Here is a 21,657-nt window from a genome sequence, read left to right as displayed (position 1 = left end):
TATAAAAAAATTGTAATTTGCGCTTTACAGAAGCTCCTAAGTAAAGTACCTAACAAAGGTACAGATTAAGTATACAATAGTCAAGTATTTTTATATCAAACTTATAACTAATGTCCATTGTTGGCGAAAGAATAAGAAAATGCCGCGAATTGGCGGGTTGGAACCAGCATAAGCTGGCCAAGGCTTTGAAAAAATCGGGCAAGGCAGTGATATCAAACTGGGAAAACGGAAGAAACGATCCGTCCCTCGCCGAGCTCCGGATGATGGCCGAACTCTTCGATACCACGGTCGCGCAACTGGTAGGTGAAGCGCCGATGTTCGAGGAACCCCGCGAACAATATATTATGATCAGGAAGGACGATCTGATCGACCTCCAGCGCAAGGCGCTCGAACTCGAAGCTGACCGGATCACGACCCTGAAAGAACAACTGGACCAGGTACAGAAAGTGGAAGAGCCCGGCGAGGAGCCTGCCTCATAAGGCCAGGTTTCGCTGGAACAGCGACCGGAAACCCAGCGCACAAATACAACTGGTCAAGATCAGCAGCATCCACAATGCGCTGTACCCCCAATGCCCGGCCACGTACGCGCCGATGACGGGGCCGATGATCTGAGCCACCGATTGCGATACCGAGTAGGCCGCGGAATATTTGCCGCGGTTGAGATCGCTGGCCCGGCTCATCACAAAAGTACTCAGATAAGGAAAAGCCAGCATTTCACCCGTCGTGAACAGCACGACGGTCGCAACTGCCAAAATCACCGGCAAAACGTGCGGCACCACGAGCGCCAGAAACGCCAATGCGCTGAAAATCGGCCCTGCAACCATATAAAAATAGTCGGGTTTCCGATTAGCAAGGTTTTGCACGAGCACCATTTCGAACAAGGCAATGATCAGCCCGTTCATGCCCAGCATGATGCCGATGGTAGACTCTCCAATGCCCATTTCCTCTTTCCAATACACCGGTACAAGCCTGAACAGCACCACAAAACACAACATATAAAGCGTGACCATTACGAGGAAGCGCACAAAAAAGGCATCTTTCCAGGGAGAACCGGTGCTCACGTCCGCCTCCACGGGGAAGTCGTTTTTCGTAACATGTTTTCTTTTAGGCAGCAGCAACACGATAAGCAATCCGGCCAGCACATATACCACACCGTCGACCCAGAACAAAAGATGGTAATTAATCGCCGCCAGCAGCCCTCCCACACCGGTACCGAACCCGAAACCGATATTGGTAGCCAGGCGATTGAGCGCATAGGACCGTATAAGGTTTTCAGGTGTTGAATAGGCCGCGATGGCCGTCTGGTTGGCCGGTTTGAATGCTTCTACAAAAAAACTGAGGACGACGATCAGCCCACAAAGCAGCAGGAAATCGGTTACGAGGCTGAAAAGAATGAAGAATACGCCGCTCAGTATCAGGCTGCCAATCTGTACGGGCTGAAAACCCAGCTTGTCGGTAAGATAGCCGCCCGCCATCGCACCCAGCATCGAACCTACGCCGAACAGCGTGATGATCAGCCCGGCATCCTCGATGCTCCTATGCAGGCTTTGTGTAATGTACATGCTCATAAACGGCACGGCCATGTACCCGCAGCGGTTCACCAATATCACCACGCTCAGCAGCCAGGTTTCCCGACTGAGGCCAGTGAAAGATGCCCTGTAAGCACCGATAACTTTCCTGATCATAACAAATCCTTGATAATCTTTACGCTTTCTTCCAGTTCGTCCGGGTTAGAAGAAGCGAATCCGAGGCGTATATAGTTCCTGAACTTCGGCGGATATCCCGCAACTTTTCCGTTTGAGAAATACAAATCCTTTTGCGCGGCCCTTTCTGCAAGCCTTGCAATATCGATTTTAGGGTCAAAACACGTCCAAACCGCCATTCCGCCGTCGGGAATATCGAAGCTGACGTGATCGGAAAGTTCTGTTTTAAGCAAATCACAAAACAGGTCGCGGCGCTGCTTGTAAACGCGCACCGACTTCCGCAAATGCCGCTGAATGACACCCGCTTGAAGCAACTCCGCGATTGCATTTTCGAGCATCGTGTCGCCCTGCCGGTCGATAATGCGCCGCAGCGAGGCCAGATGTGCAATCACGTCCTCCGGCCCCACGAGGTAACCGATCCGGAAAGCGGGAGAAATCGTTTTGGTAAACGAGCCGCAATACAGCACCATACCGGCCTGATCGGCCCCGAAAAGCGGCAGGAGCGGCTTGCTTAAATAGTGAAAATCATAGTCATAGTCATCCTCAAAAATCACAAAACCATACTTTTCAGCGAGTTTCAGCAACTTGATCCGGCGATCGGGCCGCAATGCGACGGCGGTAGGATATTGGTGATGTGATGTAATGTACACCATTCTGACGGGCTGTTTCAAACATACTTCTTCCACCGCATCGACATCCATACCATGCTCATCCACAGGCAGATAATGCACATTCGCACCCGCCTGCGTGAAGTTCATCGACGCCCCAAACCAACCGGGCGAAGCACTGATTACGCAATCCCCCGGTTTCAAGAGGCTCGTTACAGCTAGGTACATTCCCATTATCATTCCCCTCGTAATCAGGATGTTGGCCGGAGAAGTTTTGAGCCCGCGCGTTTCGTTCAAATGGGTGGACAGCTCCTGCCGCAGCCAGTTGGTACCACTGGTTTCGCCATAGCCCAGCCGCGTGTAGGAATTACCATGCAACAGCTGGCTCCTGTACGCACGCGAAAGGTCTTCCAGCGGCGCTAGTCTCGGGTCGGGAAAGCCGTCGTCCAGGTGGAGCCGGAAACCCGCTTTCAGCACGGGCCTGTCTAAATGAACCGGCTTTTCAAACTGAAAACCAGCCTTTTTAAGCGGGTCCCTGTCAGCCGCTTTTTCCACGGGAAGCGGAAGCGGACGCAAATCGGGAAGGTTGCGGGCAACGAATGTCCCATTCCCGGTCTGGCTTTCCAGCCAACCTTGCGCGAGCAACTCATCGTACGCCTGCACGACCGTTCGCCGGTGCACCTTTAAAATAGTCGCCAGCTGCCTCGTGCTCAACAATCTGTAACCGGATTGCAGCGTACCATTTTTGATCAGAGACATAAGCTGATTGGCAATTTGAAGGTACACGGGCTGCTTTCCGCCTTTTTCCGGCGTGATCAGCGTCGATAGCACATTCATCATGATTGGACTACCATCATTTAAAATATTGGATTAAAGAGATAGGCCAATTAAACGATAATTTTGAAGAAAAACAAAGCCCAATGAATACGCTACCACCCTATCTCGTACCCAGCCGGCTCGCCAAACGCACATATTACGAGCATGAAACAATCTGTGCGATCCTCGACGAAGCATTGTTTTGCACTATTAGCTATGCGGTGGACAATAAGCCGTTCTCCATTCCAACGGCTTTTGTCCGCTATGAAGACAAAATTTACATTCACGGCTCGGTAGGCAGCCATTTTATCAGGGAAATCGAGAAAGGAATACCGGTTTGTATCTCCGTGATGCTTACCGATTCGCTCGTTGTCGCGAAATCGGCATTCAGCCATTCAGTGAACTACCGGTCGGTGGTTATTTTTTCCAACGCGGAAAAGATAGAAGATATCGAGACAAAACGGGCGGCATTTGAATGGCTTACCAATAAAATAGTACCCGACAGCTGGGATTACCTGCGCCCGATGACCGACAGTGAAGTGCGGAAAACGACCGCCCTGGCATTTTCTTTTGACGAAGCTTCCGCCAAAATGCGCGACGGAATGCCGAAGGACGAGCCGGAGGACCTGGAACTGCCTATCTGGTCGGGCTTAATACCGCTGGAAACCCAGCGCGGCCAACCAATTGCCGACGCGACGAGCCAAAATATTCCACTTCCTCAACATTTAAGTTAACCGCATGCAACTTTGATACCGGTTCGAGCATCTTTCGGGCAAATTCACCTGCAATATCACACCCAAATGTTGCACTTCATGTCAGGAAAGGAAATATTCGACCGGTATCAGCTGGCGGCTTTAAAGAATGGACTGGGTTCCCGCGAGTTCAATTACGGGAACATTTTGTACCAGGCGCTGCGAATCGAGGGAGAGGAAAAAGTTTTCCAATTGCTTGAAATGGCCGAAAATACCGGCAAACGCATTGCCCTGACCTACTCCGCGCTGAGTACCGAAAATGGCGGCGAACCTAATACGGTGATCCTCGTCTGAAAGGGCACTTTGCTACCATTCACACTTTTCATTGAACAATCCACTAAGTTCCTTTTTGATTTGCGGCCGTCGGTACCGAATTTTGGCGCCATCATTGGACTGTCATGCGCTGATTTATTACAAACAATATGGAATTTCTGGTTGTAATCGCCTTTTTCGGCTATATCTACTACCTCCGCAACTACGCCGACCTGCGCACGCCCAGCGAAAAAGAGGCTGCGGCTCTCGCGGAGGGAATAAAACTTTTTGAAAGTGGCCAAACCGGCGAAGCATTCGACTATTTTGATGCGAGGATCAGGCAAAAACCCAAATCCAGCATTGCGTACCTGTACCGCGGCATGTGTCAGAAAAAACTCGGGAATACGGAAGCAGCATTAACCGACTTCCAGGCTGGCCAGAGCTACGACGATCAGGTATTTACCCTTCATCTCGAACTCGGCAAGCTGTACCTGGAACAAAACCAACCGGAACAAGCCCTGGCAGCTTTCAACCGGGCCGTAACGCTTTCCGAAGAAACCAGCGCCGCACCTTACGAATGGCGCTCGAAAGCATTTGTCCTGCTTGGTCTCACAAACGAGGCAGAAGCCGACGCTAACCATGCAAACGAATTATCGGAGCAGCTGAAAAGCAGGCCTGGTACACATGCGGCATCCAAAACGCCATTCTTCGACAAAAGGCTGGTCATTAACATGGCCATGATCATACTGACGAGCGCATTGCTGCTTTACGTTATTAATAATGCGGAAAGCATTCACATGCCCTACCTGGTGGCCGTTTTCGCGGCCATCTCCATCGGCTTCGCAGAGCCATATAAAGGTTGGCTGCTGGCTGCCATGCAATGCATTCTCCTCGTTGCAGGCTACTTCCTGTTCACATCACCACCGGGCGACGGGGCACGTCAGGAGCTTGAAAATTTCAGCCTTTACGGTTCCATGATCCTCACATTCGCTGCCAGTTTCCTGGGCGGTTTTTTGAAGCGGGCTTTCAATATGAAATAACGGACAGGCGCACCAAGGCGCACCTGCCCGCCATCGGCCCCTTGCATTTACCGGCGAATTGAAATCCTTTTCGCAATCATGGACCCGTCCCAGCAAGTGACTACCAGCGAGTAAAGTCCCGGCTTGACGTGCGATACGTCAATGGTCCCGTTCTGCTTTTCCCGCAATGTAATCGCATGTCCCGAGCGCGTCCACACGACGATCGATGCGATTTCCATCCGTTTGACACCGCCGATCCGGACCTCGTCCCGGGCCGGATTGGGACTAATTGTTACCTCCCGCTTCAAATCTTCTGTTTTCTTCATGTTGGTTTCTGTGTGGCTGCCGGGCGCACCCCGACAAAAGTGTGAAATGATGCGTGCAATGTGTAAAGACATTTTCCTTACGTCAAATACGTTGTTCAACCGGCTTGAAAGCAATGACCGAACGGAAAAAAAAGCGCGACCCGAACGAACGGGCCGCGCCTAGACGGGGTAAACTAGCTGTGTGTTTTCTTATTTTGCTAAAACCAAAAGTGAAAATCCACCTACCGTTTTCACGGCGAGCTCCGGATTGACGGTATACAAAGCTCTTCGAAATGAATTGACGACCTTTCCATTGAAATTGTGCCGGCCGTAGTTCAATTCCAATTCCGAAAGGGTATAAAACCAGTCGACCACTTCGAGACCACAGTCCTTCAACGTGTTGAGCGCCATTTCACGGCTGAAATGGTGAATATGGCCAACAGAATGCCGCAATTTCATCAGATGACCGGTCATTGCGGCCAAAGCAGAGAGGTCGAGCGGGATGTGAAAAATCTTGTATTCGGCGTGACGCGCGCTTTTACGGATAAAGTCGAAGTAATCTTCCACATGCTCGAAAACGTCGATCATTAGCAGTACGTCGAACCTTTCACCCGTTTTCAGCAGGTCGCCGTGAACAAATTTCAAACGATCCTTTTCACGCTGTTTACAAAATGCATACGCATCCGCCGAGATGTCGTAACCCCAAAGCTTTACGGCCTTGTCGTCCCAGCGTTCATAAAGCTGGTTGAGGATTTCGCCAGCACCACAACCAATTTCCACGATCGATCTGGGGTGCAGGCTCTTTCTTTTCAGCATTTTGATGATCTGAGAGGCCTTCCAGGGCGAATCTTCAACATGCCAACCCGGATTGGCGCTCAGGTAATCAGACGACCCATTTACGTAGTCCATAGTTTTGCTAAGTTATCATTAGATGTATCTGAACTGTTCAATGATCGTCAAGATAAGTTCGTAGATGAAATTACCCTCTTCTATTGAGTAAATTGCCTGGATCGGTTATTTTAAGGCAATATTCAAAAACAATGATGGCTATGAGCACAACCGAACGGCAACAACTGGAAGATAAAATTCTTGCAAAAAGGCAACAGATCGACTTCGAGCGTACAAATCTGGAAGAAAGCATCGCATTCGCGCCTGAAAACCGCGAGAACCCTGAGGTGATGGAAGAAACGAAGAACTTTGACGACCCGGCGCAGAATGTGGTCGAAAGTGCGGAAATGCGGTCGCTAAGGGCGGCCGAGCAGGAGTTGCAGGACTTGCTCTTTCAGCTCGAAGCGCTTCGGGAGCAATAAAATGCTATTCGATCGCGAAGACGGGGACAGAGACTTCCACGGCAGTGGAATCCGACTCTTTGCCGCTTAACTTTCCAATGCCAAAATCTCCCCGTTTAACCTTAAACTTTCCATAAAAAGCATATTGCCCGCCCTCGCTCGCGAATGCGAAGGGAATGGCGACTTCCTTCTTAATACCTTTTAATTCCAGATCGCCGCGCACCACAAAACCGGTGTCAGTCCGGCTGACGGACGTTGAGACGAAACTAATGCGCGGGTATTTCTCAGCATCGAACCACTTGTCGCTTCTGGCGTGTTTGTTTTTAAGCTCGATACCCGTATCGATAGACGCGACATCTACCCACACCTCAAAGCGGGATTCCTCGGGCTGAGCCGGATCGAAGCGGATATTTCCTTCCATTTTTTGAAAAGAGCCATGCGCATACTTGCCGTCGAACCGGATTTGATAACCTTCGGCAATGCGCCAGCCGGTTATAACGGCAAATACATACCCGCTCATTATCAATAAACTGACCAGTGTTAAATATTTTCTCATCGTCATTTCAATGCAATTATGCTATTGTGCGCTTGTTTCTGATCATCGAGGGATTTATTCCCCGGTACTTTTTGAAGGCAATTGAAAAATGCTGCGCGTGCTCATATCCCAGGAGATCCGAAACCTCTTCCACTGAACACGATGCGTCCAGCAGCAACCGTTCCGCGTAGCCCATCCGTAGTTGGCGCAGGTAGCCGAAAACCGTGTTACCGAACAGTTCCTTGAACCCTTTTTTAACCTTAAACTCATTCAAAAGGCAAACCCGCGAGAGCTCTGCGAGGGAGAATTCTTCGAGGAAATGGGTGTCCAGGAAATATTTCAATTGATACAGTTTATCGGTATCGGCTGCCGAAATGCCCTCTACCCGTTCCGGTCCGCGGAACTGTTCGATCTGCAAAGCCAGCAACTCCAACACGCGGGATTGGATCATTAGATTACGCATTGCGCCCATTTGCCTGCATTGCTTCACTTCACGGATCAGGCTGTGCATCAGCGGTGTCGTGTCAGCCGTGCCGGTAATGCCCGAAAACGGCCGGTTATGAAGCAAATTTTTGTGAATGCGCTCGCTCCAATGATCGTCGCAACCGATCAGGTTGGCAAAAAACGCCTTGTCGAGGCTGATATGGAACATTTCGAGCGAGTCATTAGCTGCCACCCGGTTGGTATCGGCACCTTCCGGCGAAAAAACGAGGTTATGCTTGCCCGGGCGCATGTTGAGGTCGTGCGAAAGTCCTTCAAACTTGGTATCGAGCCTCCCAGCCATGTGGAAATTGATATTAATCGTATCTACCGGCGTGCTATCGTAGAGTACCACATCCTCCCGCGACGTCCAGTGCAGGTTCATCAGGTGCAGATGCGGAAAAAGCAAGCTTTTGAACTTCATCTCGCCCACTTTGGGATGGTAACGCGTCAGAAACTCTCCCTGATTATCCACAGGTACGCCCGGAATGACCGATTGCGGATTGGGGATCGGATTGAAATCGAGGATATCAGCGGAATGGATAAATGTGGCTCCCATACGACTTAAACGGTTTTAACACAGCACGAAAATACGCCTGTTACCGCCTCCCACCCGCTTCTTATTGAGTGATCGGCCCGATTAATCGACAAAATCCGTTTGTCGTAGATTTTTATCCGTTTTGCGTAGGCCAATGCAATGTGGCACTCCCCACTTTTGTTCAAAACTTCAAAAGCCATGATCAGAAAAATCTTGAAATGGACGGGCATTGTCCTGGCCGTAGTCCTGCTTGCAGCAATTTGTACCTACACCTACATCTCGGTTTCCATGAAAAGCCGGATGAACAAAGCGTATGTTTTTGAAAAAGAAAGCATTGAAATCCCCTCGGACAGCGCTGCCCTTGCCCGAGGAAAGCATTTGGTAGCCATTATAGGTTGTCAGGATTGCCATGGGAGTAATTTGGAAGGTAAAGTAATGAACGACGACGGCGCGATCGGCCGCCTCGTTGCGGGCAACCTTACAAAGGGAGCGGGAGGTTTACCTGCGAGTTACGAAGTGTCCGACTGGCTTGTGGCGCTGCGGCACGGCGTTCACCAGGACGGCAAGCCGCTGCTTTTTATGCCGTCCCATGAAACCGCATTGCTTTCGCAGCAGGATATGGCCGCATTGATCGCCTATTGCCGCCAGATCCCGAAGATCGACAATACGCTTCCTGAAAATGATCTGGGGCCGGTTGCGGTAATTATGAGCTATCTAGGGAAAATGCCGCTGCTATCCGTAGAAAAGATCGATCACGACAAACCGATGATCGCCCGGGCTGACTCGGCGGAAGGTGCGGCACAGGGTAAATACCTGGCGGTGTCGTGCTCGGGATGCCATCGCGAGAATTTCAAAGGTGGCGAACCGCTCGCGCCGGGCTTTCCGCCGGTACCCGACATTACCCGGGCAGGCCACCTCGGTCAATGGACGAAAGCACAGTTCATCGCCACGCTCACCTCCGGAAAGACGCCGGAAGGCCATGTATTGAAAAATGAGGATATGCCCTGGAAAATGACTGCGCAATACACGCGCGGTGAGCTCTCTTCGCTCTACGACTACCTGCAATCGATCCAATAAACGACCGGGCCGGACTTTGAGGTCCGGCCCGGTACTGATATCATTCGCCTGTGGCAATGGGTCGCTCCGTACGCGACCACTCGCTCCACGAGCCCACGTACAGGCTCGCGCCATGCATACCCGCCTCCGCAAGCGCGAGCAGCGTGTGGCATGCGGTCACACCCGAGCCGCAATGCACGATCACTTTGCGGGGATCTTTGTCGGCCAGTGCTTCCTTGTATTTCGCAGCGAGGTCGGCCGGTGGCATAAACTCGCCTTTTCCGTCGAGGTTGGAAGTATAAGGGATATTGACAGCGCCCGGAATGTGTCCGGCAACGAGGTCGATCGGCTCGCTTTCGCCCAGGTAGCGATAATGCTCGCGCACATCGATTACCATCGACTCCGGATCGGCCGCAGCAAGCGCCACATCGTCCGCATCCACCAGCGGCATTTGCCAGCCTTTGATAGGGTATTCTTCCAATGCGTGCAGCGAGGCCGTTTTTTGGGTTAAATCGATCCCGGCTTCGGTGATCGCGTCCAACCCGCCGCTTACTACATATACTTTTTCATGACCAGCCGCTTTGAGCATCCACCAGAAACGCGCTGCGGCATTGGCGCCTTTTTTATCATCATATACAACCACCGTGGATGAAGGGCTAATGCCGAGAATCCCTAAAAAACGCCCGAAATCGTCCGGCCAGGGCAATGGATGCCGCCCGCCATCAGCCGGATCGCCGGCTTTCTCCGACAAATCGGTTTCAAGGTCTACAAACTGGGCATTTTCGAGATGCGCCTGGTTGTACCGTTCCAGGGCATCGGTCCCACCCCGTGCATCGATCACAATAGGGTCTTCATTTTCCAGAATCGTTCTGAGCTGGTCTGCTGTAATGATATTCATCTCCGGGTCTTTTGAAAAAACTTTGGTAAATAACGTTGTTTTTGATAAGTTTTTCCCAATCCTCGCAACCTATTGGGAAAGATTTGATTTTTATGGAGAAAATTTTTCTTGAAACGATCGGGGCGCATCAGCGGATCATCTTTAAGGTGAGCAGAATGTACCGCAACACGCCCGAGGATCAGCAGGACCTTTTTCAGGAAATCGTGTACCAGCTCTGGCGCGCATTCCCCGGTTTCCGTCACGAGGCAAAGATCACGACCTGGATTTACCGCATTGCGCTCAATACGGCTATGGCGTCCTACCGCAAGCAGCGGCCTCCCGTTTCACTTTCCGAACATCCGCCCGACCTCGCCGACACGAGTGAAACCACTTCGGAACGGGAAGAATGGCTCTTCCGCGCATTACGCACGCTGAGCGAGCCCGAACGGGCACTTATTTCCTTGTATCTCGAAGATTACTCCTATGCCGAAATCGCCTCAATAACAGGCATTTCCGAAAACTACGTGGGCGTAAAGCTCAACCGCATCAAAGAAAAACTCAGAACTCTTTCAACTTCGACGAACTTATGAATATCGATGATTTGAAATCCGACTGGCGCAATGCCGGTCACGAATCACTTTCCGAAAAGGAGCTTGCCGCTATGACACGCGTCCGCAACCACCCCGCACTCCGCAAATTGCGGATTAAGTTCATGACAGAAATGGTTGCTCTTACCGCGCTCCTGCTTCTTTTTTATGATGGGTTTGATGGGGCTCAAAAGCCTTTGGCCGTAAATGCAATGCTGATTTTGAGCATCGCTCTTTACATTACTAATAATGCATTGGGCTATCTGCACATTCAAAATCCAATGGTAAGCGGGAATCTCCGCGAGGCGTTGGCCAGGCAGGTACATTCATTGAGGCGAATGGCGGCATTCTCCCTGGTATCGTCGGTAGTGTATGCCGCTGCGCTGCTGCGCTTTCTTACTTATCAAACGGTTTTTACGCAACGTAAATACATCATTTTGAGCGCATTGATCATCACTTTCATCCTGCTGTTCGCTTATTCATGGATCAGCTGGCAAAGAAAAATAGCACATTTCAGACAGTTGGAAGCAGATTTTTGACATTTTAGCGGGACTAACGATCCATGCCATGATTTGCCAGGAATTTACAGAAGACGACATTGCCTACCTACCCGCTCTCGAACCGGAGGGCTGGGGCGATATCCGCCCCCGATTCAGTTACTTTTTAAAATCTGACTGCTGCAAGCCGATCAAGATTTCCGAAAACGGTCAGCCTGTTGCGGTCGGCACCGCTATTTATCACAACGATACGGTGTGGCTTGCGTGCATTATAACGCATGGCGAGCACCGGAACAAAGGCCTCGGCAGCGCTATCACGCGGAATCTGATCGAAAGCGTCGACCGGAACCGCTACCCGACCATTTACCTCGACGCTACGGAGTTTGGATACCCCGTATATTTGAAACAGGGCTTCGAAGTCGAAGGGCAATATGCGCATTTGAGAAGGGCCGAGCTTGTTGCAGAACAACATTCTATTCACATTCAGCCATTTAGCGAGCAATTTCGCGAGGCTGCCTACGCAATCGACCGCATGGTGTCCGGTGAAGACCGGCGCGGCGTAATGGCCGAGTTTCTCCCGGAAGCATTCCTGTATATCGATTCAAATGGCCATTTGCAGGGCGTGTACCTGCCCACTTGGAGCGACGGCCCGGTGATAGCGGCGAGCGACGAAGCCGGATTTGCATTGATACTATTCCGCTCGGCGACGCGGCCTGTGGCGATCCTGCCCATGGGCAACACCACAGGCTTGAAATACCTCAATGAAATTGGTTACGATATGTACCGGACGTCGCGGCGCATGATCCTCGGCCCGCGCAGGGTGTGGCATCCCGAACGCCTCTACAACCGCATCAGCGGCGCATTGGGCTAGTCAGCGCAGCACCAGGTCGCTGATCTTGGAAAACTCGGTATGCGGCGCCATAGCCCTTACGATCCCTTTCCGGTCGACCAATATGAAATAGGGCGTCTCGCTGATCTTGTACCGATGGTTGAAACCATACGATTCCGGAACGGGAATGAAACCGCAGTTCCGTTTCGGGATCGCTTCCAAACATTCTTCCTCGGTGTTGAGCGTCGTGCCGAGGGAAATGATCTCGACACCTTTCTTTTTGTTTTCATCGACAAAATTCGAGATCACTTTCGTGCTGGCGAACGTGTACAGCGGCTTTTCGTACCTCACCCAAAAGCCCAGCAGAATGTATTTGCCCTTTAACTTCTCCGAATCGTATTCCTTTCCATCGAGCCCGCGCATGACAAACGGGGCAATGGGCTCCCCTATTTCCGGCATCAGGTCGGGATTGTTCATGACCGAACCGTCGGATTGAATGTGCAACTGGCTCCTTTTGATGATTTCAAATGAAGAGGCTTTCCCGAATTTATCAAAAATCGGCTGCGTCTTGTACAGTCCCGGATTGCGCCGGAGCATGTTGTCGTAGGTTTCGTAACTGATCCGCTTGCCGGTGGCGTGGTCAATAATCGGCGATTCTCGGGTCATGACAATCTGCTGGCTCACCTTGCCATTGTAGCGGGTCACTTTGGGCTCGTCGGACTGGCAAAACGCTGAAAAACTGGATGTTCCGATCACCACCAGCAAACATATAGCAAATTTATTCAAACGTCTCACCAACATTCCGTCCCGAAAGATTGTATTAGTATCATATTTTTGGTATTTTCATGCACAAATATTCACTCAGCACGACCTCCTAATAACAGGTTAATGCCGATCAATATTTTAGACAAATTTAACTAATTGCAAATTGGGTATGTACGAGCGGATCCGTGAGAAGTTGGGGATTCTGGCCGATGCTGCGAAATACGACGTTTCTTGCTCGTCGAGCGGCAGTAACCGGAAAAATGAGAACAAAGGAATTGGAGATGCGGAAGGAACGGGGATTTGCCACACCTACACCGAAGATGGCCGGTGTGTGTCGCTGCTGAAAATACTGCTTACCAACCATTGCATTTTCGATTGCGCATTCTGCGTGTCGCGGCGCAGCAACGATATAAAACGTGCCGCATTCACCGTGGAAGAGGTCGTGGAGCTGACCATGAATTTTTACAGGCGCAACTACATCGAAGGGCTGTTTCTGAGCTCGGGCATTTTCAAAGATGCCGATTATACGATGGAAAGGCTGGTCCGCATTGTGAAAAAACTCCGGCAGGAAGAACGTTTCAATGGCTATATTCATTTGAAAACGATCCCTGGCGCGAGCGACGAGTTACTACGCGAGGCGGGTATGTATGCCGATCGGATGAGTATTAACCTTGAAATGCCGACGGAGACTGGGCTGAAACTTCTCGCGCCCGAAAAGTCGCATGCCGAGGTGAAAAAGCCTTTGAAATACATTCAAAACAACATTACGCAATTTGAAAACGAAAAGGCGCTGATCAAAAGCGTACCGAAATTCGTGCCCGCCGGGCAAAGCACGCAGATCGTCGTGGGCGCTACGCCGGAGTCGGATAAGGAGATATTGCATACCGCGAATGCATTTTACCAGAGTTTTTCCCTGAAACGGGTGTATTACTCCGGCTACATTCCGATCAGCAACGACGCCCGGTTGCCGGTAATTGGTTCGCAGCCACCTTTGATCCGCGAAAACCGTCTCTACCAGGCCGATTGGCTCATGCGGTTCTACGGTTTCAAAGTACAGGAAATCCTCAACGACGTTCATCCGAACCTCGAAGCGGACGTCGATCCGAAACTCAGCTGGGCATTGCGTAACCTCGATCAATTCCCGGTGGACATTAACACGGCCGATTACTATATGATTTTGCGGGTACCCGGCATTGGCGTCGCTTCTGCATTAAAAATCGTTCAGGCGCGGAAGTTTAACCGGTTGTATGAAAACCATTTGCGAAAACTGGGCATTGCATTCCGCAAGGCGCGCCATTTTATCCGCTATGCCGACAGCCCGATGCAGCTCAAAGAATATGAAGCGGGGCATATCAAAGGCCTGATTCTTTCCGAAAGCAAAAGCAAATACCTCTCGAACCCGAACAACCAACTGTCGCTTTTCTGATGGAGCTCTATATTTTCGACGGATCGCTGGAAGGGTTACTCACTGCCGTTTTTGAATGCTACCAACGGAAATCGAAGGTGGTGAAGCTGGTGACCGAATCGCTTTATGTTCCCGACGTATTCGACTCGGGCTTTCGCGTCGTTTCGGACCGTGAAAAAGGCAAGCGTGTGTGGAAAGGGCTTTGTAAAAAACTGGGCAAAGAATGGCAGTTCCGGTTTTATAAAGCATTTCTTTCCGAACAGCCGGAGACTTTTCAGCATTTGCTCAATTTTGCCCGATACATCATCGATCAGCCTCCCGGAGCAACTGAAAATTTTGCGCACCCCGACGTGCTCGCCGTTTCTCAAATGGCACAGAAAGTCCATCGTGAAAAACACCGGATGGAGGCATTCATACGGTTTCAAAAGACCGGTGACGGCATTTACTATGCTCACATAGAACCTGATTTTGACGTGCTGCCCCTCCTCCCCGAGCATTTTCAGAACCGCTATGCCGACCAGCGATGGATTATTTATGATCTGAAGAGAAAATACGGGCTGTATTACGATCTGGAAAAAACGGAAGAGATTGAGCTCGACGAAGCTCCGCAGATGTCGATCGTGAACGCGCTCCCCGCTGATTTGCTCGACCCGAAAGAGCAGTTATACAGTTTACTTTGGCAGGAATATTTCAAAAGTACCAACATTCAGGCGCGCAAGAACACACGCCTGCACGTAAGGCACGTCCCCAGGCGCTATTGGAAGTACCTTTCGGAAAAGCAGGGATAGATTTGCCTGATAATCATTAATTTTTTTGAGCATGTCGCCACGGTTTACATTTCCGCCCGTGTCTCCGGAAATGTAGACAATTCAAGTCCCGATTGTCTTTTCCAATGATTCCCATTGGAAGGTCCATTCATCCACATTTTCCTGCATGCTATGAAAACCTTTACGTTCATTCTTTGCTTGCTGCTCTCAGCGATTGCTTCTCATGCTGCCGCTCCCGCCGGCGGTTACGCCGGTAATTCATCCAAAGTTAATGCTGCTCCTGCCTTTGAACCGTTTTCAATGTGTTTCGAAGCGGAAACGTCCAATGGTAATGGCCCCATTTCTTCGGACCCGAACGCTTCCGATAATCTGACTCGCGGTGCCCGTGACGGGTCGGATTACTGGGTTTCGTATTCGACCAGCGTTTATGTCCCCGGCAAGTATCAGATTACGCTTCGGTACTATGCGGAGCAGGACTCGCCGGTAATGGTCACAGTCAATAATGATACCTTGTCATCGATGCAAGTAACACTTCCTGCTTCGCATTCCTGGAACATCGCGTGGCGCGAGCATACGTTTGAGGTAAACCTGCGGGCGGGCGGTAACACGGTGAAGATTGCAGAGCTGCCCGGATACAATGTAAGGCAGGATAAGGCCTGCTGGCTGGAAAATGGCCCCAGCGAGCCAGAATGCGATTTCGATGTATATGCAACGGTGGACAAACCTAATGCGCAATGCTCGGAAACCCTTACGTTTACGGCGCAATGCGCAGGTGCCTGTGACGGCGTAGCATACGACTGGTCGGGCGGCGGGCTGAATTTTACGGGCCAGTCCGTTTCTGTACCGGCGCCCAAGGTGAGCGCGGGATATAATTATTTTCTTACCGCCACCAAAGAAGGTTGCGGATTGATGGCGTCCAGGGTACTAGTTATGGTCAATTGCGACCCGGTCCCTTCCGGGCCTTTCACTACGTGCGTGGAAGCGGAAAATTCCATTAGCGACGGGGAAATCACCGACGACCCCAATGCTTCGAACGGCAAAACCCGCGGCACGCAGAATGGTCCGAGTTACTCTGTTGAATATGAAATTAACGGAGTAAAAACAACCGGACCTCACCAGGTAACGTTGCGCTACTATTCTACCCATCCTACCGGCATTACGATCAGCGTGAATGGTGAAGAAACAGCGCCGCTGACAGGCTTGGAAGCATCGGGCTCGTGGAATGTCGTTTGGGCTGAGAAGACCTATACTTTCAATTTGAAGGAAGGTAATAACAGGATTAAAATTTGGAGTGGGTTCGGCTATCCGGTTATCCGTCAGGACAAAATATGCGTTACGGGAAGCAGCGGACCTGTGTATCCGTCGGCGTGTAACTTCATTGTGTCTGCCTCCGCCTCAACACTCACCCCAGCATGCTCGACGACCGTAGACCTGAATTCGACCTGCGTGGGTCCGGATTGCGGATCGGTGGCCTACAAATGGCTCGGGCAGGGCATAAATGCAACAACCGCTTCCACTACAATTTTGCCGCCTTCCGGCAACGGTACATATACCTACTCGTTGGTAGCTTCCAAGAATGGCTGTGTGTCAGTTGTCCTGGGTGTTGATATAACCGTCAGCGGGTGCGACGCTCCATCCGGACCGTTCAGCGTGTGTAAGGAATCCGAATGGTCGGCCGGCAACGGTCCTAACAGCAGTGATCCAAACGCATCGAACGGCCAGACCAAAGGTGCACAAAACAATTACGATTACTATGTCGACTACGACATCCCGAACGTGCCTACCTCGGGAATGTATCCGGTGACCTTACGTTACTACGCCGAGCCGAATGCACAAGTAAGTGTATCGGTAAATGGAAATATCGCGATCCCGGCATTGCAGTTGCCCCCTACTTACAGCTGGAACATCGTTTGGCGCGAAGAAACATTCAATCTCAATCTGTCGGCCGGTAACAACACTATCCGCATTCAGGGATTACCTGGTACTGCCACACGCCAGGATAAAATCTGCGTCGGAAACAGCGAGAGCAACGCAAGAATGGCCGCGCCGGAATTTGTTCAGAATCAAAGCGATCCACCGCTCCTGCAAGCCTTCCCTAACCCGGCTCCCGGCGAGTTCAAAGCGACATTTAATCTAAAAACAGGTGAAACCGGTACCATTAAGGTGACCGACGTGCAAGGAAAAGTGTGGCATACGCGCAGTGTCAGAGGCAAGGGCGCGCACGAGGAACGCATTACCCTCGACAATGCCCCTGCCGGGATTTACCTGCTGCAAGTGAAGAAGCCGGATTCGGTAGAAACCAAGAAGATTTTACTCACACGCTAAATGCAAAAGCGGTTGCCTGGGGACGGGCAACCGCTTTTTTGCTTATTTCCATTTACTTCCAAGCCAGGCGTTCCGGAAGGCCGTCATTTCGGCGGACACCGGTTTACCAGCGTCTTCATTTGTGACCACCTGCAAACGCGGATTTTCGGCCAATTCCAGCATCGCAGTTTTGGGTTCCCCGCGGTGCTTGTATTCAACGGCGATGTGGTCGCCGGGTTTGTGGTTTTTGAGTATTGAAATCAACTCGTCGTTTTTAGATACCAGTCTTCCATCCACTTTCAAAATTTCATCGTCGATGTCCAATCCAGCCTCGTAAAGCGGACTTCCCACGATGGTATTGGATGTGATCGTCAATCCCGCACCTTCTGCGTAGTGCATATCGCCTATCCAGGCTTGACCTTCGAATTGCTTTTTCAAGAGCAGGCCCGCATGCGCCAATAGCGGGCCATAGTCCAGCGACGCATGTCCGGTAATGTATTTGGCAAAAAACTGCTGTGCAAATGCTTTGTCTTTGGTGTATGCTGCCAAAACAATTTCCAGGTCTGATACATTATAAGCAATCTCCGGCTTGCCATGTTTTGCCCAAACTGCTTTCATAAAATCATCGAGATTCAGCCCTCTACTTCTCAATTGAAGATCCAATGCGAGCGCTATGGAAGCACCGTAAGGATAGTAGGAAGTATAAGTATTCGGGTAATTCGTCCTATCGATCGCAACGCCTGCGTCTACGAAAACAGCATTGCTACTGGCCTGTACGGGCGAAATGCGCTTGGCACCGGCGGTGTTCTCTTTTGTATTTACCAGGGATGTCAGCGTTTTACAATACTCTTCGAGCGAGTCGAAACCGGCTCTTTCTAGCAACAGCTCGCCATAGTATTGGGTAAACCCTTCGGCAAACCAGAGCTCGAAACTCATATTACTCTTCTCGAAATTGAAGGGTTCCAGCGTTTTCGGCCGAATGCGCTCGACATTCCAGGTGTGGAAGAACTCGTGCGAAAACACGCCCAGCAGATTGTCCGAACCATCGAATGCGACCGGGAGCGCGATCATTGTACTATTGCGGTGCTCCATGCCGTCGCCTTTTACATAGGGATTAATGCTCGCCAGGAATGTGTAGTGGCCATTGTCAAATGCCGGAAATTCCCCGAAAACCATCCTGGCTTCTTCGGTAATGCGTTTTATTTTGTTCGCGAATGCCGTAGCGAGCGAGTCGCTGGCTTTGGCTTCCAACGCAAGCCTGAATTGCGACGGCTTGTTGTCCGCATTCGGTACCGTCCATTCCTTGATAGTCAGCTTCCCGATTTTGGTGGGCGAATCCATGAAGTATTGCAAATCGGGTGCAGTGAAAACGTTCGCTTCGCCGGTTGTTTTGAGCTGGGTAGCGATCGTCCAGTCATTAGCTTTTGGCAGATTGAATGCCACGGTAATCGGCGCCTTTTCCAGCTCTTTCACCCACATGAATGCGGCAGGCATGTTCAAATGCACGCTGCTCGCGTCAATCCCGGCATAAGTACCGTCGGCGTGGTTGGCGTATAATGTGTATTCAACTTTTACAAAACCGTTGATACCGGCTACTTTATAAACATCGCCGTCCACGCGCTGCACCGGAACCGGCTTGCCCGACTTATCGACGGCGGCCACATCATACACGTTCTTCCCGTACTCGTGCGTCGCGTACCTGCCCGGCGACGAGCGCGACATTCTGAACAACAACTCCTTCTGAGGCGCGTCGGAAACGCTCAATGCGATGCGGGCCTCGTGGTGGACGATGTTGGGAAAAGATACGTCGTAACGGATCGTCTGCGCGAAAGCATACGAGCAAAACATGGGCGTGGCGAGCAAAGCGGCCAGTTTTTTCATGGACTAATGAAGTGTTTTTTGAAGTGATAAGGCGCCAATTTAACCCAATAACCGAACATTTGAAGCGCCCATACACCTACTAACCCGATTATTGCTTATTTTTTCCGATTCAAATCCCATTAAAACCGTAATAGTACCGACGTCCATGAAGAAACTCTTCCTTCCCTTAGCGCTAACCCTCGCCATCACATCCCAGCACGCATTCAGCCAGACGAAGGCACTTTTTAACGGTAAAGACCTCAAAGGCTGGCATATCGACGTGCCGGAAATGGACAAAAACCCGAATGTCATCAATCCGTTTCTCGTGCGTAATGGCCTGCTCGTGAGCCTGGGAACACCCGGCGGGCACCTGATCACGGACGCGCAGCACGAAAACTTCCGCTTTACCTTTCAGTACCGCTTCGCAGGAAAGCCGGGCAATTGCGGTGCGCTGGTGTTCGTTTCAAAGCCACGCGATTTGTATGAAATGTTTCCCAAATCCATTGAAATACAACTTATGAACCAAAACGCCGGCGATTTCTGGTGCATTCAGGAAGACATTACCGTGCCCGACATGGAGAAACGCCGCGGACCGAAGGAAAAATGGGGCGTAAACGGCGACAAGCTCCGCCGCATTCCCAACCTTACCGACGGCACCGAAAAGCCGCTCGGCGAATGGAATTCGATGGTGATCGAATGTGTTAAGAATTCAATTAAGGTGTGGCTCAATGGCGTGCTCGTCAACTACGGCTATGATGCAACTGCTTCCAAAGGACAGATCGCATTGCAGTCGGAAGGCTCCGAAGTTGAGTTCAAAGATGTGAAACTGACGCCGATTAAAGCATTGTCCAAATAATGAATTTCAAATCAAACCGCCTTGTCAGAAATATTGCCATCGTCGTGATACTGATCGCCAACATTGGTTGCGACCAGATCTCGAAAAGCGTGGTCAGGGAGAATGTGGGCTTTTACCAAACGATCCACGTGATCAAGGACTACGTCACCATCACCTACGTCGAAAATACGGGTGCATTTCTGAGCATCGGCAGCTCGTTACCCGATTCGATCAAAATTTTCGTACTCTCCGTAATCCCGCTGATTGCGCTCCTTTTCGGCATTATTTATTTACTCACGAAAAAAAATCTGACCTGGCTGAGTGCATTGGCATTGAGTTTCGCTATCGGAGGCGGCATCGGCAACATTTACGACCGCCTCGTCCACGGCTCGGTAACCGATTTCATGCACATCAATTTCGGGCTATTCCAAACCGGCATTTTCAATATGGCCGACGTCTCGATCATGACCGGGATGTTCATTTTCCTATACCAATCCTACACCCGCCAGAAGTCCCGCTTTCCGGGGATTTGATTGAGGGCCGTGATGCCTGCATGTAATGTAAGTAATTGCAAAATAACCGCTTACGAAGCAAACGCCCGCTCCGGAGGAGCTACCTGTTTATAGCTCCCCGGATTTCTCCGTATTGGCCGGCCCCGGCGGGGCCTCCTGTATTCACGGTTAGGCGTTGTTGTTAAATGCCTGACGGCATTTGCCCCTAAATTGAATCCCTGATTTGCTACCAAGGTTACATCGCTAACGCGATTGGTCGTTGCATTACAAGGTTGCGTCTCCCATATTCCATTCAGTGCCGTCAGGCACGTAACATTGGTAGCAAACGCCGCATTCATCGCCTCATTAAAATGCAGTCAGGCATGTAACAACAAGAATGCAGATGGCCCCGCAGAGGCCGGCGAACCAAGGCGTATCCGCGTAGCCATAAACAGTAGGCCCCGCCGGGGCTTTCTACTTTCGCTAGTCGGCTGCATTGTTATCAAATACCTGACGGCATTTGCCCCTAAATTGAATCCCTGATTTTACTACCAAGGTTACATCGCTAACGCGATTGGTCGTTGCCTTGCAAAGTTACGCCTCCCATATTCCATTCAAGTGCCGTCAGGCACGTAACATTGGTAGCAAAAGACGCATTCATCGCACGATTAAAATGCTGTCAGGCATTTTATAGCAAGAACGCAGGTGGCCCCGCTGGGGCCGGCGAACCATGGCGTATCCAGGTAGCTATTGTCTTGTCCTGAAATAGGTTTACACCAACCAATTTCAAAATGGGTAAGATATTTTTCAAAAAGGACGGTAATTTGTTTACCGATGAGGAGCGGCACCAGATCATCAAGGAGTATCTTTCGACTGACTATTCAAAGCTTGAAATTTGGAAGAAATATACGAGCCAGAGCAAAGAACGCGGCCATCTGCTGCGCTGGATGCGAAAGTTGGGCTACGATTCAAAAACCAAAGTTTTAAAAGGTAATTCAGGGTTGAGGCCTAGGAGTATGGCAAAGGGAAAACAGGAAAAGAAAAAGGTTGTTTCCGATAGTACACCTTCCGAAACAATCCAGTTGGA

General features: G+C 50.7%; 24 protein-coding genes. 15 read left to right on the top strand and 9 right to left on the bottom strand.

Translation table 11 applies throughout. The features are described from left to right. Nucleotides 1-110 precede the first annotated feature (110 nt). On the top strand, nt 111-479 hold the full coding sequence (locus BLQ88_RS17100; RefSeq protein WP_090152494.1) for a helix-turn-helix domain-containing protein: 369 nt from the start codon (nt 111-113) through the stop codon (nt 477-479). On the opposite strand, the gene BLQ88_RS17095 is transcribed toward BLQ88_RS17100, so the two are convergent. Together BLQ88_RS17095 and pdxR are read right to left on the bottom strand one after the other, a co-directional pair. Then, the gene (locus BLQ88_RS17095) at nt 474-1,685 is read right to left on the bottom strand and encodes an MFS transporter (RefSeq protein WP_090152491.1); all 1,212 of its coding nucleotides are present in this window, start codon (nt 1,683-1,685) and stop codon (nt 474-476) included. The genes BLQ88_RS17100 and BLQ88_RS17095 overlap by 6 nt on opposite strands. Continuing rightward, nucleotides 1,682-3,151, bottom strand: coding sequence for a MocR-like pyridoxine biosynthesis transcription factor PdxR (gene pdxR, locus BLQ88_RS17090; RefSeq protein ID WP_090152489.1), 1,470 nt, complete (start codon nt 3,149-3,151; stop codon nt 1,682-1,684). The genes BLQ88_RS17095 and pdxR overlap by 4 nt, the downstream gene beginning before the upstream one ends. 80 nt (nt 3,152-3,231) lie before the next feature. Here pdxR and BLQ88_RS17085 point away from each other — a divergent pair, with 80 nt between their 5' ends. The 3 genes from BLQ88_RS17085 (at nt 3,232) to BLQ88_RS17075 (ending at nt 5,171) form a co-directional block, all read left to right on the top strand. Further along, a complete protein-coding gene (locus BLQ88_RS17085; protein ID WP_090152486.1) occupies nt 3,232-3,861 on the top strand; it encodes a pyridoxamine 5'-phosphate oxidase family protein in 630 nt (209 codons plus the stop codon). A 78-nt stretch (nt 3,862-3,939) separates the two neighbouring features. Continuing rightward, complete coding sequence (locus tag BLQ88_RS17080; RefSeq protein ID WP_229212723.1) at nt 3,940-4,173, top strand: hypothetical protein; 234 nt, start codon at nt 3,940-3,942, stop codon at nt 4,171-4,173. A gap of 128 nt (nt 4,174-4,301) precedes the next feature. Further along, entirely contained in the window at nt 4,302-5,171 is an 870-nt protein-coding gene (locus tag BLQ88_RS17075) for a tetratricopeptide repeat protein (RefSeq protein ID WP_090152480.1), read from the top strand. A gap of 47 nt (nt 5,172-5,218) precedes the next feature. Here the strand turns inward: BLQ88_RS17075 and BLQ88_RS17070 are convergent, their stop codons facing one another. Both BLQ88_RS17070 and BLQ88_RS17065 read right to left on the bottom strand, forming a co-directional pair. After that, the gene (locus BLQ88_RS17070) at nt 5,219-5,476 is read right to left on the bottom strand and encodes a T9SS type A sorting domain-containing protein (RefSeq protein WP_090152478.1); all 258 of its coding nucleotides are present in this window, start codon (nt 5,474-5,476) and stop codon (nt 5,219-5,221) included. Between the two features lie 189 nt (nt 5,477-5,665). After that, on the bottom strand, nt 5,666-6,364 hold the full coding sequence (locus tag BLQ88_RS17065) for a class I SAM-dependent methyltransferase (RefSeq protein ID WP_090152475.1): 699 nt from the start codon (nt 6,362-6,364) through the stop codon (nt 5,666-5,668). A gap of 140 nt (nt 6,365-6,504) precedes the next feature. Here BLQ88_RS17065 and BLQ88_RS17060 point away from each other — a divergent pair, with 140 nt between their 5' ends. Further along, nucleotides 6,505-6,765, top strand: a complete 261-nt coding sequence (locus BLQ88_RS17060) for a hypothetical protein (protein ID WP_229212722.1) — start codon at nt 6,505-6,507, stop codon at nt 6,763-6,765. 4 nt (nt 6,766-6,769) lie between these two features. Here the strand turns inward: BLQ88_RS17060 and BLQ88_RS17055 are convergent, their stop codons facing one another. Both BLQ88_RS17055 and BLQ88_RS17050 read right to left on the bottom strand, forming a co-directional pair. Continuing rightward, complete coding sequence (locus tag BLQ88_RS17055; protein ID WP_229212721.1) at nt 6,770-7,300, bottom strand: YceI family protein; 531 nt, start codon at nt 7,298-7,300, stop codon at nt 6,770-6,772. A gap of 16 nt (nt 7,301-7,316) precedes the next feature. Beyond that, the gene (locus BLQ88_RS17050; RefSeq protein ID WP_090152469.1) at nt 7,317-8,318 is read right to left on the bottom strand and encodes a helix-turn-helix domain-containing protein; all 1,002 of its coding nucleotides are present in this window, start codon (nt 8,316-8,318) and stop codon (nt 7,317-7,319) included. Nucleotides 8,319-8,495: 177 nt separating this feature from the next. Between BLQ88_RS17050 and BLQ88_RS17045 the strand changes: the two genes are divergently transcribed. Next, the gene (locus BLQ88_RS17045; protein WP_090153143.1) at nt 8,496-9,374 is read left to right on the top strand and encodes a c-type cytochrome; all 879 of its coding nucleotides are present in this window, start codon (nt 8,496-8,498) and stop codon (nt 9,372-9,374) included. Between the two features lie 40 nt (nt 9,375-9,414). On the opposite strand, the gene BLQ88_RS17040 is transcribed toward BLQ88_RS17045, so the two are convergent. Further along, nucleotides 9,415-10,251: a sulfurtransferase gene (locus BLQ88_RS17040; RefSeq protein ID WP_090152466.1), complete on the bottom strand. Its 837-nt coding sequence runs from the start codon at nt 10,249-10,251 to the stop codon at nt 9,415-9,417. Between the two features lie 92 nt (nt 10,252-10,343). On the opposite strand from BLQ88_RS17040, the gene BLQ88_RS17035 reads away from it, so the two are divergent. From BLQ88_RS17035 to BLQ88_RS17025, 3 genes are read left to right on the top strand one after another with little or no spacing between them, the layout of a single operon-like run. Then, the gene (locus tag BLQ88_RS17035; RefSeq protein WP_090152464.1) at nt 10,344-10,820 is read left to right on the top strand and encodes an RNA polymerase sigma factor; all 477 of its coding nucleotides are present in this window, start codon (nt 10,344-10,346) and stop codon (nt 10,818-10,820) included. Further along, nucleotides 10,817-11,356, top strand: coding sequence for a hypothetical protein (locus tag BLQ88_RS17030; protein WP_090152462.1), 540 nt, complete (start codon nt 10,817-10,819; stop codon nt 11,354-11,356). Before BLQ88_RS17035 ends, BLQ88_RS17030 begins: the two co-directional genes overlap by 4 nt. A 28-nt stretch (nt 11,357-11,384) precedes the next feature. Next, nucleotides 11,385-12,185 carry a GNAT family N-acetyltransferase gene (locus BLQ88_RS17025; RefSeq protein WP_090152459.1) on the top strand — a complete coding sequence of 267 codons (801 nt, stop codon included), beginning with the start codon at nt 11,385-11,387 and terminating at the stop codon, nt 12,183-12,185. Here the strand turns inward: BLQ88_RS17025 and BLQ88_RS17020 are convergent, their stop codons facing one another. Beyond that, nucleotides 12,186-12,938, bottom strand: coding sequence for a thioredoxin family protein (locus BLQ88_RS17020; RefSeq protein ID WP_229212741.1), 753 nt, complete (start codon nt 12,936-12,938; stop codon nt 12,186-12,188). It abuts the gene before it with no gap. A 139-nt stretch (nt 12,939-13,077) separates the two neighbouring features. On the opposite strand from BLQ88_RS17020, the gene BLQ88_RS17015 reads away from it, so the two are divergent. The 3 genes from BLQ88_RS17015 to BLQ88_RS17005 all read left to right on the top strand — a co-directional run bounded on the left by BLQ88_RS17015 (nt 13,078) and on the right by BLQ88_RS17005 (nt 17,405). Beyond that, nucleotides 13,078-14,334, top strand: a complete 1,257-nt coding sequence (locus tag BLQ88_RS17015) for a putative DNA modification/repair radical SAM protein (protein WP_090152453.1) — start codon at nt 13,078-13,080, stop codon at nt 14,332-14,334. Next, the gene (locus BLQ88_RS17010) at nt 14,334-15,101 is read left to right on the top strand and encodes a TIGR03915 family putative DNA repair protein (protein WP_090152450.1); all 768 of its coding nucleotides are present in this window, start codon (nt 14,334-14,336) and stop codon (nt 15,099-15,101) included. Before BLQ88_RS17015 ends, BLQ88_RS17010 begins: the two co-directional genes overlap by 1 nt. Before the next feature lie 150 nt (nt 15,102-15,251). Then, complete coding sequence (locus tag BLQ88_RS17005) at nt 15,252-17,405, top strand: T9SS type A sorting domain-containing protein (RefSeq protein ID WP_143016863.1); 2,154 nt, start codon at nt 15,252-15,254, stop codon at nt 17,403-17,405. A gap of 42 nt (nt 17,406-17,447) precedes the next feature. Here BLQ88_RS17005 and BLQ88_RS17000 read toward each other — a convergent pair whose 3' ends face one another. Beyond that, nucleotides 17,448-19,265, bottom strand: a complete 1,818-nt coding sequence (locus BLQ88_RS17000) for a M61 family metallopeptidase (protein ID WP_090152444.1) — start codon at nt 19,263-19,265, stop codon at nt 17,448-17,450. Between the two features lie 145 nt (nt 19,266-19,410). On the opposite strand from BLQ88_RS17000, the gene BLQ88_RS16995 reads away from it, so the two are divergent. The 3 genes from BLQ88_RS16995 to BLQ88_RS16985 form a co-directional block, all read left to right on the top strand. Beyond that, complete coding sequence (locus BLQ88_RS16995) at nt 19,411-20,100, top strand: 3-keto-disaccharide hydrolase (RefSeq protein ID WP_090153141.1); 690 nt, start codon at nt 19,411-19,413, stop codon at nt 20,098-20,100. Further along, a complete protein-coding gene (gene lspA, locus BLQ88_RS16990) occupies nt 20,100-20,612 on the top strand; it encodes a signal peptidase II (RefSeq protein ID WP_090152442.1) in 513 nt (170 codons plus the stop codon). Before BLQ88_RS16995 ends, lspA begins: the two co-directional genes overlap by 1 nt. Nucleotides 20,613-21,361: 749 nt before the next feature. Then, a partial coding sequence (locus BLQ88_RS16985; RefSeq protein WP_143016862.1) for a hypothetical protein occupies nt 21,362-21,657 on the top strand: 296 nt, incomplete at its 3' end.

This window comes from Dyadobacter soli (assembly GCF_900101885.1).
Taxonomy (GTDB): Bacteria; Bacteroidota; Bacteroidia; order Cytophagales; family Spirosomataceae; genus Dyadobacter; species Dyadobacter soli.
Note: the sequence above shows the minus strand (reverse complement) of the source record. Positions and strands in the feature narration are given on the sequence as shown.